14 protein-coding genes are annotated in these 17,027 nt (G+C 67.0%); 5 read left to right on the top strand and 9 right to left on the bottom strand.

The features are described 5' to 3' along the window. Positions 1 to 135 precede the first annotated feature (135 nt). From MXC99_RS01485 to MXC99_RS01445, 9 genes are all read right to left on the bottom strand, one after another. Complete coding sequence (locus MXC99_RS01485) at positions 136 to 624, bottom strand: hypothetical protein (protein WP_247723857.1); 489 nt, start codon at positions 622 to 624, stop codon at positions 136 to 138. After that, positions 624 to 1,169: a serine O-acetyltransferase gene (locus MXC99_RS01480; RefSeq protein WP_247723856.1), complete on the bottom strand. Its 546-nt coding sequence runs from the start codon at positions 1,167 to 1,169 to the stop codon at positions 624 to 626. The genes MXC99_RS01485 and MXC99_RS01480 overlap by 1 nt, the downstream gene beginning before the upstream one ends. Before the next feature lie 10 nt (positions 1,170 to 1,179). Then, on the bottom strand, positions 1,180 to 2,178 hold the full coding sequence (locus tag MXC99_RS01475; RefSeq protein WP_247723855.1) for a glycosyltransferase family 2 protein: 999 nt from the start codon (positions 2,176 to 2,178) through the stop codon (positions 1,180 to 1,182). A 6-nt stretch (positions 2,179 to 2,184) separates the two neighbouring features. Beyond that, positions 2,185 to 3,363, bottom strand: coding sequence for a glycosyltransferase family 2 protein (locus tag MXC99_RS01470; protein WP_247723854.1), 1,179 nt, complete (start codon positions 3,361 to 3,363; stop codon positions 2,185 to 2,187). Positions 3,364 to 3,383: 20 nt separating this feature from the next. Then, positions 3,384 to 3,998 carry an acyltransferase gene (locus MXC99_RS01465; protein WP_247723853.1) on the bottom strand — a complete coding sequence of 205 codons (615 nt, stop codon included), beginning with the start codon at positions 3,996 to 3,998 and terminating at the stop codon, positions 3,384 to 3,386. Beyond that, a complete protein-coding gene (locus MXC99_RS01460; protein WP_247723852.1) occupies positions 3,992 to 5,332 on the bottom strand; it encodes a glycosyltransferase family 4 protein in 1,341 nt (446 codons plus the stop codon). Before MXC99_RS01460 ends, MXC99_RS01465 begins: the two co-directional genes overlap by 7 nt. Next, the gene (locus MXC99_RS01455; protein ID WP_247723851.1) at positions 5,329 to 6,597 is read right to left on the bottom strand and encodes a glycosyltransferase family 4 protein; all 1,269 of its coding nucleotides are present in this window, start codon (positions 6,595 to 6,597) and stop codon (positions 5,329 to 5,331) included. The genes MXC99_RS01460 and MXC99_RS01455 overlap by 4 nt, the downstream gene beginning before the upstream one ends. After that, positions 6,594 to 7,202: an acyltransferase gene (locus MXC99_RS16890; protein WP_282100116.1), complete on the bottom strand. Its 609-nt coding sequence runs from the start codon at positions 7,200 to 7,202 to the stop codon at positions 6,594 to 6,596. Before MXC99_RS16890 ends, MXC99_RS01455 begins: the two co-directional genes overlap by 4 nt. A 116-nt stretch (positions 7,203 to 7,318) precedes the next feature. Next, a complete protein-coding gene (locus MXC99_RS01445; RefSeq protein WP_247723850.1) occupies positions 7,319 to 8,380 on the bottom strand; it encodes a glycosyltransferase in 1,062 nt (353 codons plus the stop codon). Positions 8,381 to 8,652: 272 nt separating this feature from the next. Here MXC99_RS01445 and MXC99_RS01440 point away from each other — a divergent pair, with 272 nt between their 5' ends. The 5 genes from MXC99_RS01440 to MXC99_RS01420 all read left to right on the top strand — a co-directional run bounded on the left by MXC99_RS01440 (position 8,653) and on the right by MXC99_RS01420 (position 16,848). After that, positions 8,653 to 9,264, top strand: coding sequence for a PEP-CTERM sorting domain-containing protein (locus tag MXC99_RS01440; RefSeq protein ID WP_247723849.1), 612 nt, complete (start codon positions 8,653 to 8,655; stop codon positions 9,262 to 9,264). Between the two features lie 27 nt (positions 9,265 to 9,291). Further along, positions 9,292 to 10,128 carry an EpsD family peptidyl-prolyl cis-trans isomerase gene (locus MXC99_RS01435; RefSeq protein WP_247723848.1) on the top strand — a complete coding sequence of 279 codons (837 nt, stop codon included), beginning with the start codon at positions 9,292 to 9,294 and terminating at the stop codon, positions 10,126 to 10,128. Continuing rightward, a complete protein-coding gene (gene epsI, locus MXC99_RS01430; protein ID WP_247723847.1) occupies positions 10,125 to 11,699 on the top strand; it encodes an exosortase-associated protein EpsI, B-type in 1,575 nt (524 codons plus the stop codon). Before MXC99_RS01435 ends, epsI begins: the two co-directional genes overlap by 4 nt. A 121-nt stretch (positions 11,700 to 11,820) precedes the next feature. After that, entirely contained in the window at positions 11,821 to 12,717 is an 897-nt protein-coding gene (locus tag MXC99_RS01425; RefSeq protein ID WP_247723846.1) for a diguanylate cyclase, read from the top strand. Positions 12,718 to 12,750: 33 nt separating this feature from the next. Beyond that, complete coding sequence (locus tag MXC99_RS01420; protein WP_247723845.1) at positions 12,751 to 16,848, top strand: ATP-binding protein; 4,098 nt, start codon at positions 12,751 to 12,753, stop codon at positions 16,846 to 16,848. Positions 16,849 to 17,027: the final 179 nt, after the last annotated feature.

Below are 17,027 nucleotides of genomic sequence, written 5' to 3'. Positions count from 1 at the left end.
GCGATCACCTGTTGTTCCTCGACAGCCGGCAGCTCATCGAACAGGCTGGCCGGCGATCCGTTATGACGTTCGGTCTCGTTCATGTCTCGGAGCATGCCAGTCCCAGCACAAACAGGCGAGATTGGAGAAAAACTCTCACGCTCTCAGTGCATTCAGGCGTATCCGCGGGTAGCGGCGGAACCGTGTCCGTAAAGCCCAGGCAGGCAGGCGCAGCACATAATTCGCGGTCGTGGGCGTGACTTTCAGCTCCACCGCCTCCAGCGCCAGCAGGGTGTGCTCACCATGGGTCTCGATGGCCAGCTGCATCTGGCCAGCCGCCATCGCCTGTTCGCGCAGGCCGTGCTCGTCAGGGTGAGCCAGCACCGACACGGTACCCCTCGAAGGGTTGATCGCGGTGATCCGGGTCGTCAGGCTCTTGCTGAAGCCCAGTGGCAGCAGGCTGACATTGCGCTTTTCGTCGAACGCACGGCGCAGCAGGCTGGCCAGCTGGCGTTCATCCGCGCAGATCTCGAAATACTCGTCGGCGTCCGCATCGGGGATCGGTGGAGCGTTGCCGCCTGCCGAAGTGGCAGCCGGCGCGGCCGCTGCCGAGGATTCCAACCATCGCTTGAGCCAGCTCAGCATCATTCCTCTCCCGTCTGTGCGTCATCGCCCGCCGTAGCCTGCCCGGATTTGCGCGGCTTGATCACGGCAGGCACCCCCACCGCCAGCGCGCCGTCCGGCACATCGCACAGCACGACCGCATTGGCGCCGATCACCGCATCATCCCCGACACGGATCGGCCCCAGCAGCTTGGCCCCGGCACCGATGTCGACCCGGTTGCCGATCACCGGCGCGCCGCGTCTGCCCGTGGTGCGCAGCCCGATCGTGACGCCCTGACGGATCACCACATCGTCGCCGATCACTGCATCGCCGCTGATGATGATGCCGCCGAAATGCTCGATCAGCAGGCGCCGGCCGACCCGGGTCTCGCAATGCAGCTCGATGCCGGTCATCACCTGCACCAGCGTGCGCAGCACCCGGTAGATGAACGAAAAAGGTTTGCGCAGCCAGGGCTGGCGGATCGTGTAGCGCCACTGTCCGAAGCGGAACACGCACATCACCCAGAAGCCCTGGCGCGAGATGTCGCGTTCGTAGGTCTGCCAGTCCTCCCGCAGATTGTCGAACATGGTCTGGCTCCTACCAGGGGCGCGGCGGGCTGTTCAGGCCGCCACCGGTTTCCAGCCAGGCCTGGCGCATCAGCGCCACCACCCGGTCGGAGCCCTGCGCCTTGGCCAGCTGGCCCTGACGCCGGGCACGCCAGGCGCGCAGCCGGTGCCAGCCCGACTCCAGCCCGGCCACCAGCCTCGCTACGGTCCTGCCATGGTGCTTGCGGTAGTACAGCAGCTGGCTGCGCATGCGCCACAGCGTGAGTTGCGAGCCGGAAGACGAGAAATCCTGGTTTTCGACGGTCTTGGAGGATTCTCCCCCCCAGTGCCTGACCACCACATCGGGCCAGTAGACAATCTTCCAGCCCCGCTCGTGAAAGCGGCGGCACAGGTCGACTTCCTCGTAGTACAGGAAGAAGCGCTCGTCGAAATGACCCACGGCTTCGAGTGCATCGCGGCGCATCAGCGCGAAGGCCCCCGGCACCCAGTCGACCGCCACCGCCTGGCCGCTGTCGTCCCAGGTGCGGTCGAAGCGGCCGAAGAAGCGCGACTGCGGAAAGCGCGCCGCCAGCCCCGACAGCACCAGCGCCTCGTTGAGCAGGGACGGGAACATCCGCGCCGAAGGCTGCTGCTGCCCGGTCTGGTCGAGCAGGCGCGCGCCGCCCATGCCGATCTGCGGGTCGGCGGCCATGTACTGCAGCGCGCGCTGCAGCGAGCCGGGCTCGAGCAGCGCATCGGGGTTGAGCAGCAGCACATGCTGGCCCACCGCCTGGCGGAAACCCAGGTTGTTGGCAGCGGCAAAGCCCAGGTTGGTGTTGCTGCGGATCAGCAGTATCTCGGGAAAATCGGCGGCGACCATGTCGGCGGACTGGTCGCGCGAGGCGTTGTCGACCACGATCACCTGCAGTCGCACCCCCTCGGACACGTCGAACAGGCGCTGCAGGCAGGCACGCAGGATTTCGCGGGTGTTGAACGAGACCACGATCACGCTGAGGTCGGTGGCCGGCAACGGGTTGGGAGTCTGCGTCATGGGCATTCAGGAAGGAGGGTGGTCACGGTCGGTGCGGACCCAGGCGGCATCGGTGCTGGCGTTGCGCACGGTACGGCGCAGCATCCACAGCTTCCACACCAGGTAGCGGGGGACCTGCAGCAGGGTGTGCAGCAACTGCCCGAGGCCCAGGCCGCCCACCCGTGCGGCGGCCAGCACATGCAGCACCAGCACCAGCAGGCCGGCGCCACCCAGCGCACGCGCCGCCGGCAGGGGCAGCGCCAGCAGCACGAGCAGCAGGAAGGCATGATAGGCCAGCGGCAGCAGCAGCAGGTCGAGCAGCGGTTCGAGCAGGCGCGCCTGCCCGGATAGCGCCTGCCGCAGCAGGCCGGGGCCGTGCTGCATCAGCATGCGCAGGCGGCCGCCTTCCCAGCGGGCACGCTGCTTGGCTGCGCCAGCCCCGCCGCCGGGCATCGCGCCGCGCACCGTGGTCTCGTCGGCGAAATGCACACGGATGCCGACCTCGATCAGCCGCAGATGGTATTCGAGATCCTCGACCACCGAGGTGGCCCGGTAGGGCACCCGCTGCAGGGTCTCGGCGCTCAGCGCGAAGCCGTTGCCGAGGATGCCGGCCGACCAGCCCAGCGCATGGCGGCCGCGCGGCCGCAGCACGTTGAAGGCCATCAGCGCCAGTTCGGCCAGGCGGGTGCGCGGGGTGTCGTCCGGGTCCAGCACCCGGTAGCGGGTCTGCACCGCCCGGGCGCCGGCGCCGAGATGCTGCCGCAGGGCGGGCAGCAGGTTCTGCTCGGCCACGGTGTCTGCGTCGATCACCACATAGGCGGCAAAGCCCTCGGCGGCCAGCGCGGTGAAGGCGAAATCCAGCGCATAGCCCTTGCCGCGGCGTTGGTCGTCATGGCGCTCGAGCACCCGGGCGCCCAGCTGCCGCGCGATGCCGGCAGTGTCGTCGCTGCAGTTGTCGGCCACCACGCAGACCTCGCAGGCCCCGTCGGCCCGTGCCAGTGCCAGCAGGTTGTGCAGCGTGCGGGTGATGCCCGCGGATTCGTTGTGCGCCGGCACCACGATGGCCACACGGCCGTCGAGCGGCCGCACGCCGGCAAGGCTGCCGCGCCGCCGCAGGCCCGCCAGGGTCAGCGCGGCCAGGTACAGCGTGCCGGGCAGGGTGGCCGCGGCCAGCAGCAGGGTCAGCAGCATCCACAACAGGCTCATCGAATCGCTCCAGGCCGCCCTCAGGCGCCCTCGTCACCGAAGAAATGCTTCATGCGCATCGCATGGAGCGCGGCATCCGGCGGACCGCTGTAGTCGGGCTGCAGGAAGGGGTGCCGCCCCCAGGGCAGCGCCGCGGTCTCGGCAGCCAGGCGCCGCACATATTCGTCCAGATCGCCCACCTTGCGGGCCGGTGCACCGACCACGATCGAGTTGGGCGGCACATCGCGGGTGACGATCGAGCCGGCACCGACCATCGCATTGGGGCCGATGCTGACCCCGGGCATCACGATCGCCTGATGGCCGATGAACACGTTGTCATGGATGACGATCTTGCCCACCTTGTCCAGCGGCACGCCGTAGGCCCGCTTGAGCATCGGGATGCCGCCGCCATGACCGAAGAGGGTGCAGCCGCTCAGCGACACATTGCTGCCGATGCTGACATGCGGCGGATCGGTGATCACCACGTTGGGCACCACCGCGCAGTGCTCGCCCATCGCATGCAGGCCGCCATGGCGGCGCAGGTATTCGGCCCACTCGAAATTGTTGGGCCGGCAGACCCGGCGGTACAGGCCGACCAGGCGGTTGTGCTCCAGCGCGCACTTGCGCAGCACCCGGCGCAGCAGTCCGGTCAGCATTCGAGGCTCCTCAGGCGGGCGCGGAAGATCCCGGCCAGCCGGGTGACGTTGTCGGGCAGGTTGTAGCACTGCGCCACGCGCTGCCGGCCGGATTCACCCATCTCGCGGCGCAGCTCCCGGTCGTCCTTCAGCAGGGCCAGGCTGTCGGCCAGTTCCTGCACGTCCGACGGGGTGACCAGCATGCCGTCGATGCCGTCGCGGATCAGCTCGGGGATGCCGGTGATCCGGGTGGTCAGGCAGGGCACGCCGCTGGCCATCGCCTCCATCAGCACCACCGGGATGCCTTCGGCGAAGCTGGGCAGGGCGAACACGTCGCTGCGGCGATACCAGGCCCGCACCTCGTCCTGGTTCTGCGCGCCGGTGAATTGCACCATGTCGTCCAGTTCCAGCGCATGACTCAGCGAACGCAGGGATGCCTCGTCGGGGCCAGTGCCGACCAGCACCAGCCGGAAGGCATGCCCCCAGTCGCGCAGCTTTGCGCAGGCCTCGATCAGCAGATGCTGGCCCTTGGCCGGGGTCAGCCGGCCCACGCACAGCACGGTGAACGGGCGCTGCATCTCGCTGGCGACCGGCTGACGGGCGTCCGTCGCTTCGGGGTTGTAGTTCGCCACATCCACGCCGAGCGGGCAGATGTCGAACTTGTCCCAGGCGCTTGCCGGCGACAGCTTCATCAGCTGGCTGCGCGCGAAGCGGCCGATGCACACCAGGAAGTCGGCGGCGGCGATCTTTTCCATCAGTTTCTGGCCGGGCACATCGTAGAACTCGTCCGGGCCGTGGATGGTCAGCGACAGGGTCACCGGCAGCATCTGCTTGAGGATCAGTGCAATGTTGGCTGCCGCGGTGGCGAAGTGCACATGCAGATGGCTGACCTGCTGACCGGCCATCCAGCGCGCCAGCATCAGCGCTTCAGTGAAGTAGAACAGCCCGAACAGCACACCCTTGAGGTTCCAGCCGCCAAATCCCAGGCCAGCCTTCAGGCCGCGCCAGTAGGCGCCGGGCCGCTTGAGGCCCCACAGATGCGCCTTCAGCGCGCCGAACACCCCGTCGCGCTTCAGGAAGTAGGTCTGCGCGGCTTCCTCGCGCTCGTCCGGGGTCATGTCCGCTTCGGCACGGTCCGGCGGATTGACCGACGCGGTGCAGATCTCGAAGCCCAGCTCGCGCAGCTGCCGTACCTCGCGCAGGATGAAGGTGTGCGAGATCGCCGGGTAGCGGCTGATCAGATAGGCCATGCGCACCGGGCCTTCGCCGGCCTGCCCGGTCACTTCGTTCGCACTGTCGGGCAGCGTTGCCTTGATGGCACTCCAGGGCTTGTCCAGGGTCATGTCCACGCTCATGCCTTCTCGTTCACGATCTCGTCATACAGCGCCGCGCTCGACGCCACCTTGGCATCCCAGCTGTAGTGCTGCTCGACCTTCAGACGCCCCTGCCGGCCGCGTGCGGCCCAGCGCTCGGGCCGGTCGATCACATCCTGCAGCTTTGCGGCCAGCCCCTGGGTGACCTGTTCCGGGCTGACCGGCTCGATCAGCGTGCCGACCGTATCGTCGACCAGCTCGGCGGGGCCGCCGAAGGCGATCGCGATCACCGGCCGGGCCGAGGCCATCGCCTCCAGCAGCACCGCGCCGCCCGACTCGCGCAGCGAGGGCAGGCAGAACACATGACACTGGCGCATGTGCGCGGCCACTTCATCGAGCGGCAGCGCGCCGACGAAGCGCACCAGCTCCGGCGCACCCAGCGCCTGTGCCTGGGCTTGCCAGGCAGCGCGCATCGGCCCGTCGCCGACCACGGTGAGCCGCACCGCCCGACCCTCGCGGTGCAGCCGGGCGACTGCATCGATCAGCAGGCTCAGGGCCTTGACCGGGATCAGCCGACCGACGAACAGCACCTGCAGCGGCCGGTCTGCACTCGGCGCGGCCGGCCAGGGTGTGGCCTCGAAGCGGCTCAGCTCGACGCCGTTTTCCAGCATGAAGCGGCAGCGCTGCCGATGCCGCCGGGGCACCCCGTCCTGCGTGGCGCGGGTGGCCACCAGCACCCGGGCGGCGCGCCGGGTCGAGCCGATCAGGCCATCGAACCAGCGGCCGAACTCGCGCAGCTTCACCAGCCAGGTGAATTCCTGGCGCATCAGGCTGGTGAAGCCCGGTGGGTCCTGCAGACCGCTGTTGAGCGGGCCGATCACGGTCGGAATCCCCAGATGGCCCAGCCAGGTCGGTGCGGCCAGGGTCACCGGCGTGACCCGGTGGATCACGTCCCAAAGTGGCCTGTCAGCCGCTGCCAGCCGAGCCTTCAGCTGCCTGTAGGCCGAGCGGTCGAACACGAAGAAGTCCAGCGAGGTGATCAGGAACACGGTGTGCTCGCTGCGCGGAAACAGCCGCCTGGCCACTCGATAGAGCGGGCCGGCAAACCATTCGGTGTCGATGTAGATCACCTCGCTGCCGGCCAGCGGCGCACCGGCGGCCTGCAGCGCGGCGCGGTTGCGCACATGGGTCACCAGCGTCACCTGGTCGCGCTGCGCCAGGCGGCTGTACCACTCCCAGCCGATCTGCGATACCGAGCCCATGCCCGGTCCGCACTGGTAAGCCACCAGCAGCACACGGCGGCTCATGACTGCACCGCCTGTCGTTCGGCCCGTCGCGGCAGCGGCCGGGCAGGGACTCCGCCCACCGTGGCGCCGGCCGGCACATCGCGGGTGACCACCGCATTGGCCGCCACCACCGCGCCATCGCCGATGGTCACGCCGGCCAGCACCGCTGCGCCGCGGCCGATCCACACGTTCTGGCCGATGCGCACCGGGCTGGCGCTGTGCCCTGCATGGCGCAGCTCGGCACCGTCGCGGCGGTGGTTGGCATCGCGCACGCTGGCGTACTCGCCGATCATGCTGCCCGCGCCGATCGACACCTGCGCGAACGACACCACATGCACACCGCGCGACATCACCACGCCGTCACCGATCTCGATGCGGCCGGCTTCCTGGGTTTCGAGGTACAGCTCCCGGTAAAGGTACAGCCCGCGGCCCAGCCGGATCCGCCGGGTGCCATGCAGTTCGGGCATGCCCAGCACCACCACCGAGGGGTCCAGCCGACCCAGGCCCTGACGCAGCCGGGCATGCGCCCACACCCGCGACAGCACGGACCACGGGCGGTCGGCCAGCCAGGCGAGGGGCTTCAGGGTCAGGCTCAACAGCGGTTTGAGCGCGAGCGGGCGGGTCATGTCGAAGGCCGGGATCGGGGTCGGTGAAACATGACGGCCATTAGAGGTCAGAAAGGGGCGCAATGTGTGTCCGGACTGCTAACTTTTGCTGAACTGGCCGTCGCCCGGGTGTGTCCTCACTCGCCGCCGGCGCCTGCCGACTGCTTGTACTCGATCAGCTGGCGCCGCCGGCCGCGCATGACATCCCATTTGCGGGCGAGCTGGCCGAGCGCGATCGGGATCTGCTGCAGATGGCTGTGCACCGCATACATCCAGCGGGTGGCCGGATCGCCGGATTTCCAGGCGCAGCGGCGCGCGGTGCGCCACAGCAGCAGCCCCGAAACGCCCAGCCAGGCCAGCAGCACCAGCGCACCGGCCGCGGCGGGCAGCAGGGCGAGCAGCAGCAGCGTGACACCGGCGGTGCCGACCATCGCCGCCGCATGCAGCAGGTTGCGCCGTGCCTCGCGCGCCCACAGCGCATCCTCGGAACCGCGGAAGCGGGCCGAAACCTCCTCGTAGGCATGGCCCGCCCGGAAGGCGCGGCGCCAGTAGGCCTTCCAGGTGTTCACCGCCAGGTCGTGCAGGGTCATCGGCACATCCAGATGCACGATCCGCTTGCCGGTCGCCCGGACCCGCCGGCACATCTCGGGCTCCTCGCCGGCGATCAGCGTTTCATCGAAGCCTTGCACCGCCTCGAGCACCGAGCGGCGCATCAGCGCATCGCCGCCGCAGAAGGTGGTGTCGCCCGGCGGGTAGATCCAGTCGAGGTCGAGTACCCGCACATACCAGGATTGCCCCGGGTTGGATTCGCGCCGGTGGCCCCAGACGATCGCCACCGCCGGGTCGTGCATCGCGGCCAGCGCATGGCGCAGGAAGTCGGGATGCAGTTCGGTGTCGCCGTCCAGGAACATCACGCATTCGCCACGTGCCGCCCGCCAGCCGGCATTGCGGCCGAGCGCCGCCGAAGGGCGCAACGGCTTGACCGGGATCACCTGCACGCCACGTTCGGCGGCACGCAGGGGGCTGCCGTCGGTCGAATCCGAATCGACATAGATCAGTTCCAGCTGGCAGGCGCTGCGGTCGACACGCTCGATCGCATCGAAACAGCGCATCAGACGCTCGCCTTCGTTGCGGCCGATCACCACCACCGACACCAGCGGCAGCTCGGTGGCGGTTTCTACGGAATCACAGGAAGTCATGGCAGACTCGATCGTACTCATGGCCAACATTCAACGCCTTGCAGGCGGTGCATGTGTGTCGTAACTGAAAAACATGCGACAACAATCGGCCTCCGGCCTCGTGTGCCGGCCGCTTCTCAAGAAACACGAAGGGCCGCCCCGAGTGTTTCCTGGCCCCTTGAGGGGAGAAACGAGCGAAGCGAGTTTTTCGGGGTGGGCTCAATTGTCACAGTGCTGACACAACCTGGCCGCCGTGCTCGCTAACATCGCTCAAGACTCAGGGGGAGGGTTCCATGCATACACTCGATCAGGCAGCGACGTCCGGGCAGGGATGGTTCTCGTACTGCCTGCAGCGGCTGAAAACCGCGCTGTGCCTGTGGCTGGCATGCGCCGGCCTCGCGCATGCACAAACCTCCACGACCGAATGGGGGGTGATTCCGCTCGACGAAGTGGTCACCATGACCGTCGCCAACCAGGATCTGACCAAGAACTTCACCGACCAGTATCTGTTCACGCTGGTCTCGTCGACCGGCACCACCTACGAGGTGGTGGTTTCCTACGACAACTGCACCAGCGGCTGCGGCAATGCGACCGTCAATTACGCCATCTACGAGGCCAACGGCTCGCTGGTCAGCGATGGCGGCTCGGCGATCCTGGCCTCGGGCGATTACAACTTCCAGGTCAAGGGCACCGGCATGGGCTCGGGCAACGACGTCAGCTATGCCGGGACCATCACCTTCAACTCGACAGGGGGTGCAGTGGTGTCCGGCTTCGTGTCGGCGGTGCCCGAGCCCGGCGAATGGGCGCTGATGCTGACCGGCGCCTGCCTGTTGGCCTTCGGGGTGTGGCGCCATCGCCAGCGTCAGCCCGGCCCGCCGATGCCGGCTGGTCGGCTGGCGGCCTGAGCGGCACGGCCGGTTCCCGGGATGGGCATGTCGACCCTTCGTGCATGGGGCCTCGGCGCCGTGCTGCTGGCCCTGAGCATCACGCAGTACGGCTGCAAGTCCGATGCGCTGCCCGAGGGGCAGGTCGTCGCCAGGGTCAATGACGACGAAATCTCGATTCACCAGCTCAACTTCGCGATCACCAACACCCGCAACCGCGTCGCCGCCAACACCCGCGAGTCGATGCTCGACACCATGATCGACCGCCAGCTGGCGGTGCAGCAGGCGCTGGCGCTGGGGCTGGACCGGCGGCCCGACGTGATGATGCGGCTCGAGGAAATGCGGCTCGAGACGCTGGCCACCGCCTATGCGGCGGAAATGGCCCGCCAGCTGCCCGAACCCACCGACGAGCAGGTGGCCAGCTTCTACCGTGACCACCCCGGCCTGTTCGCCGAGCGGCGGATCTACCGGCTGCGCGAAGTCACCGTGCCGGTCGGCACGCCGCTGCTGGCCGAACTCAAGATCCGGCTCGAAAAGCCCCAGCCGATGGCCGACACCCTGGGCTGGCTGCGCCAGAAGCAGGTCGGCCATACCGAGCAGTCGGTCATGCGTCCCGCCGAGGAACTCCCGCTGGATGTGATCGATCGCCTCGTCCAGCTGCAGCCCGGCCAGACCGTCACCTTCGAGACCCCCGCCGCGCTGATCCTGTACGAAGTGGTGTCGACCGAATCCGCACCTTTCTCGTGGGCACGCGCGACGCCCCTGATCCGCGCCCACCTGGCTCAGGAACAGGCCCGCGCCCATCTGCGCAAGACCTTCTCCAGCCTGCGCCAGCAGTCCCGCATACACCGGAACGCACTGCCGGCCGGCCCCGAGCGGCCATGAGGCAGCTGCTTTCCGCCACGCCCGTTCGCCTTGCGCTGCCGGGGCTGGTGCTGCTGGTCCTGCTCGGGCTGGCGGTCGGCGACCTGGCCCAGCGCCAGTGGATCTATGCCGACAACGCCTATGCGCCCTGGTTGCTGGCAGTCACCGTGCTGCTGCTGGTTCACCGTGGCCGGCGGGTGGACTGGTCGGCCTCCTGCCCGGCCGGCACGCTGCTGGGCAGCGTGCTGCTGATGCTGGGCGGGTCGGCCTATGCGGTGGGTCATTCGCAGAAGGTCGAGCTGATCACGGTGAGCGGCTGCATCCTGCTGATGGCCGGCGCCATCGCCTGGACCGGCGGCCTGCAGGCGCTGCGCCAGCTGCGTTTTCCGCTGGTGTTCTGGTCGCTGTCCCTGCCTTATCCCGGCTGGCTGGTCGACCGGCTGACCAGCCCGATGAAGCTGTGGGTCTCGCAGGGCACCGAGGCGGTGCTGTACGCGCTGGGCTATCCGGTTGCCCGCAGCGGCGTGGTGCTGGCCATCGGCCCCTACCAGCTGCTGGTCGCCGATGCCTGTTCCGGCCTGAACTCGCTGATCTTCCTGGTGGCGCTCGGGCTGCTCTACCTGCATCTGACCGGTCCGCGTCCCGCCTGGCACCGGGTGGTGATGGGGCTGGCGCTGCTGCCGCTGGCGCTGCTGGCCAATGGCGTGCGGGTGTTCATCCTGATGCTGCTCACCTACTACTTCGGCGATGCGGTGGGCCAGTCGTACTGGCACGACCTGGCCGGCGTGATGCTGTTCGCCACCGGCTTCCTGTCGCTGCTGGCGCTGGATGCGCTGCTGGGCTGGATCGGGCCGCGCCATCATCTGGCGCCGGTCATCTCGCTGCCTGCGGTCCCCGCTGCCCATCCGGGTCGTGGGCTGTCCTGGCGGCGCAGCGCCGGGCTGGCCGTCGTGCTGCTGTTGACCGCCGGCCTGGCACGCTTCCTGACCCCCGACCGGCTGCAGGCCCAGCTCGACCCGATGCCGCCGCTGAGCCAGCTGGTGCCCGAAACCCTGGGTCACTGGCGGCATGACGCCCGCGCCGACATCCTGCTGGTCGAGCCCAACACCCAGGCCAGCGTCCAGCGGCTGTACAGCCAGACCCTGGCGCGCACTTACATCAACCCGGCCGGCGAGCGGATCATGCTGTCGATCGCCTATGGCGGGCGGCAGATGGGCGACGAACTGCAGGCCCACCGGCCCGAGTACTGCTATCAGGCCCAGGGCTTCGAGCTGCTCGACAGCCGGGATGTGCCGCTGGCGCTCGGCGGGCAGCTGCTCAACGTGCGCAGGCTGGTGGCGGTGCGTCATGAGCGGGTCGAACCGATCACCTACTGGATGACCATCGGCAAGCGGCCCGCCCTGCCGGGCTGGCGGCGTAAATGGGCGCAGATGCGTAGCGGCCTGTCCGGCGAGGTGCCCGACGGCACCCTGATACGGGTTTCCAGCCTCAGCACCCGCACCGACCAGGCCTTCGCCCTGCAGGCCGACTTCGTCGCCGCCATGGAGGAGGCCGGGCTGGACAGGCTGGGCCTGGCACGGCGCAGCGATTGAGATACTTGACACAGTGCTGACACAACTGATGGGTGCCGGCCGGTAACATGCGGCATATCTCCTGAAACTCGCCAGGCATGCCCTGTGTGCGGCATGCTGCAACATCTCCCCGATACAGCCCATGACCCCGACCATACTCACGGTGGACGACAGCCCCGCAAACCTGGCAGCCATTGCGGCGATCCTTGCGGATGGCTACGACGTGCGGGTGGCCACGTCGGGCGAGCAGGCGCTGGAACTCGCCGACCAGCTGCGCCCGGATCTGATCCTGCTCGATGTGATGATGCCGGGGCTCGACGGCTACGAAACCTGCCAGCGGCTCAAGCAGCTGGAAGGTTTCGAGGACGTGCCGATCATCTTCCTGACCGCACTCAGCCAGCCGGAAGACGAGATCCGCTGTTTTGAAATGGGTGGTTCGGATTTCGTGTCCAAACCGTTCAATCCGACGGTGCTGCGGGCGCGGGTGAAAACCCATGTCCAGCTCCGGCAGTACCTCAGTACATTCAAGACACTGGCCATCCGTGACGGACTCACCGGACTGTTCAACCGCAAGTATTTCGATGATCGTCTGGACAAGGAATGGCGCGCCTGCAAGCGCGAGCACGAGCCCTTGTCGTTGCTGCTGATGGATGTCGATCATTTCAAGCTGTTCAACGACACCTACGGCCATCAGGCGAGTGATGTCTGCCTGGTGGCGGTGGGCGACATCATTCGGTCGAAGATGCGCCGTGGTCGCGACATGGCCGCACGCTATGGGGGCGAGGAGTTCGTCTGCGTGTTGCCGAACACCCGGATCGAGGATGCCTGTCAGATTGCCGAGCGCATTCGTGAATCCATCCAGGCCCTGGGCATCGAGCATGGTGCATCCAGCACGGCTCGGGTCGTGACGGCCAGTATCGGCGTGGCCTGTGCCGTCGGGTTCGAGGATGCCGCCCCGGCAGATTTGCTCAAGCTCGCCGACGATTGCCTTTACCAGGCCAAAAAGACGGGGAGAAACCGGGTTTGCCGGGCAGGCTGACCGTCCGGTTTTTTCCTTGGGGCATCCATGTCCGTGAATACACCCATCCAGCTGGCAGCGAGTCGGGGCTTTCTGGGTAAGCTGGCCTGGCTGGCCGGCATGCTGATCTTCGCGCTGACCCTCTCGATCATCTGGAGCGAGCGCAAGGCCAGCCATGAACTGGCCGAGACCTCGGTGCTCAACCTCGCCAGGCTGGTGGCGCATGAAATCGAGAGCTCCTTCGACCACACCGATGCCTTCCTGCGCAGCACCGCCATGCGTTACCGGCAGGCCGTCGCAAAAGGGCCGCAGGCGGTCGAGGCACTGACCCGCGACTTGAAGCTGGAGCTGGAGCTGGTCGGCCATCGCTTCGTGGACCGGGTCGGCATCAGCGATGCGGAGGGCGTGGTGTTCTTCAACACGGCCTACGACAGCGATACCCAACATACCCGCCTTTCGGATCGCCGCTACTTCCAGCAGGCCCGCGACGGCGCTCAGGGTCTGTTGTTCAGCGAGCCCCTGCAGCTGAAACTGGATCGGCAATGGGTCATCGTGCTGGCCAGGCGACTGCAGGATGATGACGGGCGGTTCATCGGTCTGGTGTTCGTGGTTTACCGTGTGTCGACCATCGAGGAACTGCTCGCCAAGGCCGATGTGGGGCCCCGCGGTGCGCTGCATCTGCGCTCGGCGGACATGGCCCTGGTCGCGCGCGTGCCGCAACTGGCCGAGCCCGGTAGCGGTCCGGGCAACCGCAAGGTTTCACAGACCATACTGGACCTGATGGCGGCCCGGCCGGATGCCACCCACCATGTGTACAAAGCCGTGGCGCCGATCGACGGCGTCGAGCGTGTGTACGCCTTCCTGCGTTTCGATCATTCCCCCTTCTGGATGGGGGTCGGACGGGCGAGCACCGACTTCGGCACCCGGTGGCGTTCGAGCGCCGGCATGTTGGCAGCACTGGCCGCCACGCTGATGTTCGTGCTGGTCTGGGGGGCCAGACGCCTGGAGCGCCAAAGTCAGACGCTGGAGCAGCAGGTGCTCGAGCGTACCCGCACCCTGTCCGACCGTGAGCGCTTCCTGAAGACGGTGACCGATGCCCTGCCCAGCCGGATCAGTTACTGGGACGCCGAGCTGCGCAACCGTTTTGCCAATCAGGCCTTCCGGCAGGGCTGGCAGCTCGGATCGCAGGACCTCGACGGCATGCGGATGCAGGACCTGTTGATCCCGCACCGGCTCGGCGTCAGCGAGGAGCGCATCCGGCAACTGACGGCCATCAATCAGGGCTATGTTCAAAAGGTGCTGGCCGGTGAGCCGCAGCTCTTCGAATGGGCGATGCCTCGGCCCGGTGGCGGCGTCATGCACATCTGGATGAATTACCTGCCGGATCGGCAGGATGGGCGTGTACTCGGTTTCTATGCGTTGGCGATGGATGTCACCGAACTCAAACAGGCCGAGGAAGCGCGCTGGCAGCAGGCCCGCGAGCTGGAAAACCTGTACAACGAGGCGCCATGCGGCTACCTGTCGATCGACAAGGCAAGGCAGGTGACCCGCATCAACGACACTGCGCTGGTCTGGGCCGCTTATGCTCGCGACGAGATCATCGGTCGCCCGGCGAACCGGCTCCTGAGCAACGATCTGCTGGATGCGCTCGAACGGCATTGCGCGGAACTGGAAACCGGACGCACGCTGCCCGAAATGATGGCCGAGCTTCATAGTCGCGACGGCCACCGGGTTCCGGTGCTGGTGTCCGCATCGGTGATCCGGGATGCGCAGGGTGACTGCGAGGCGCGGCTGGCGTTACTCGATTACAGCGCGATCCGTAGCGAGCAGGAAACGCTGCTTTCCGTACTGGAGAGCGCGCCGGTGGCGGTGCGTATTTCCAGCCTGGACGAAGGGCGGGTGATCTTCCGCAACCGGGCCTTCACCGAGCTGGTCCAGTCCGGCGAGGAAGGCTCGACCGGCCTGGCGGTTCGCCAGTTTTATGCCAACCCTGCCGAATGGGATGCGGTCAACCACGCGGTGGCGCAGGGGCATGTCATCCTGAACCGGTTGGTGGAGCTCCGCCTGCCAGCCGCATCCGGCCACCGGACGGCCTGGTGCCTGGCTTCGTACATGCCCTTCAATTATCAGGACAGGCCCATGATGCTGGGCTGGCTTTTCGATGTGACGGACCTGCATCTGGCACTGCTGCATGCCGAGGAGATCAGCCAGTTCAAGAGCCAGTTCCTGGCCACGATGAGCCATGAAATCCGCACGCCGCTCAACGCGATCATCGGCACGACTTATCTGTTGAGCCACGGTAATCTCGATCAGACCCAGCGCAAGGACATCGAGGCCATCGAATCCTCGAGCAAGTATCTGCTCGCGCTGATCAACAACATCCTCGATTTTTCCAAGCTCGAGGCCGGTGAGCTGGTGCTCGACCGCTTCGTGTTCTCGCTGGGCACGGTGATCGACAGGCTGCGCATGCTGTTCATGCCGATGGCCGACAGAAAGGGCATCCGGCTGCTGATCGACGATTTGACCGATACCGGCGTACTGCGCCTGCTCGGCGATGCCAATTGTCTGAGCCAGTGCCTGATCAACCTGCTGGACAACGCGATCAAGTTCACCGAGCACGGGCAGGTGTCACTGAAGATCGAGCGGGTCGAGCCACGCCAGCCCTCCGCCCGTGAGCTGTGGCTGCGTTTCAGCATCACCGACACCGGCATCGGCATGACGCCCGAGCAGATCGAGCGGCTGTTCACGCCTTTCGTGCAGGCCGACCAGACCATTGCGCGCCGATACGGTGGCACCGGGCTGGGACTGAGCATCGTCAGGCGGCTGGCCGATCTGCTCGGTGGCGAGGTCGGCATCACCAGCACGCCGGGCGAGGGGTCTTCGTTCTGGCTGGAGCTGCCCTTCGGGCTGGCCGGCGATGCGGATGTAACCGAAACCTCACCCACATTGGCGGGAGGGGTGGAGCCGGGCAAGGCGCCCACCCTGGTGATTGCAGAACGGCCCGAAACCAGCCCTGCCGCTGGCACCGGCAGCAAGCCGGCGGGACGGTTGCCTTCAGTCCGCATCCTGGCTGTGGACGACAGTCGCATGAATCTCACCGTGCTCGAGCGCATCCTGCAGCGTGAGGGCGCGGTGGTGACGCTGTGCGAGGGCGGCCAGCAGGCGCTCGATCGCATCCGGTCTAACCCCGAAGCTTATGACTGCATCCTGATGGACATCCAGATGCCGGACCTCGATGGTTGCGAAACCACCGTCAGGATCCGGCGTGAGCTGCATCTGAACCATGTGCCGGTGATCGCGCTGACCGCCGGCGTCACTGCCAATGAACGCGCCCGCGCGTTGCTGTCCGGCATGGAGGAGTTCCTGACCAAACCCGTCGATCCTCCCAGGCTGGTTCAGGTCATCCGCGAATCCATCCTCCGCCATCGAGGCGCCTTGCTGCCGCTGGCGCCGGCCAGCGAAGCGCACATCGAGGAAATGCAGCAAGAGCCAGCAAGGCCTGCCGGGCAATGGCCGGAGATCACCCACATCGACAGTGCCAGCGCTCGCATTCGCACCCAGGACGATCTGGAGCTGTTCATCAAGCTGCTCAAGCGCTTTGTGCACGAACAGAAGGATCTCGCGCAGCCGATACCGCTGCCCACCGATTTTGAGCAAAGACAGGCCTTGCGGGTACGCATGCATGGCGTGGCAGGCAATGCGGGCCTGATCGGTGCAACGACGATCTACCAGGGCGCCAAGTCGGTGGAAACCTGGCTGATGGAGGCAGATCAGGCGCCAGAGATGACGGCCGAGTTCAAGGCCACACTGCTTCGGCTGAGCGAGGATTTTTGCGCACTGGCGCAGTCCGCCACCCCGCTGCTGGCCGAAGCCCTGGATGCGCAGCCCGACGAAGCCGCCGTCGAGCTCGATCTGCAGGCGCTGGCCCAGCTGCGGGAAGCCCTTTTCAACCAGCGGTTCGCAGCGGTGACCTATTACCAGCAGCTCAGGCCCGGCCTCCGTGGCGCATTGTCGCCCACGGCGCTGTCGGCCATCGACGAAGCGATCGAGCAGCTGGATTTTGCCGGTGCCCTGAACGGACTGAACGAACTCGGCAATCCAGGCCCGGCTCCGGATGCGCATTTACCAGATACCCAGCACGGAGCAAGCTGACATCGTGACCACTCAGAGCCTGAGAAGCATTTGATTTCCGCAAGCCGAGTAACCGACATGCGATGAGACCTGACTTTGACACCACCAAGTAACACGTCCCGCCGCAAGGCGCGCAGCACAAGGCGTCCGGCGAGGCACCGGAAACGGCCGTGTATCTATGCGGGAGTCGGGCTCAGTCG

This window comes from Thauera aromatica, from assembly GCF_023093595.1.
Classification (GTDB): domain Bacteria; phylum Pseudomonadota; class Gammaproteobacteria; order Burkholderiales; family Rhodocyclaceae; genus Thauera; species Thauera aromatica_A.
Note: the sequence above shows the minus strand (reverse complement) of the source record. Positions and strands in the feature narration are given on the sequence as shown.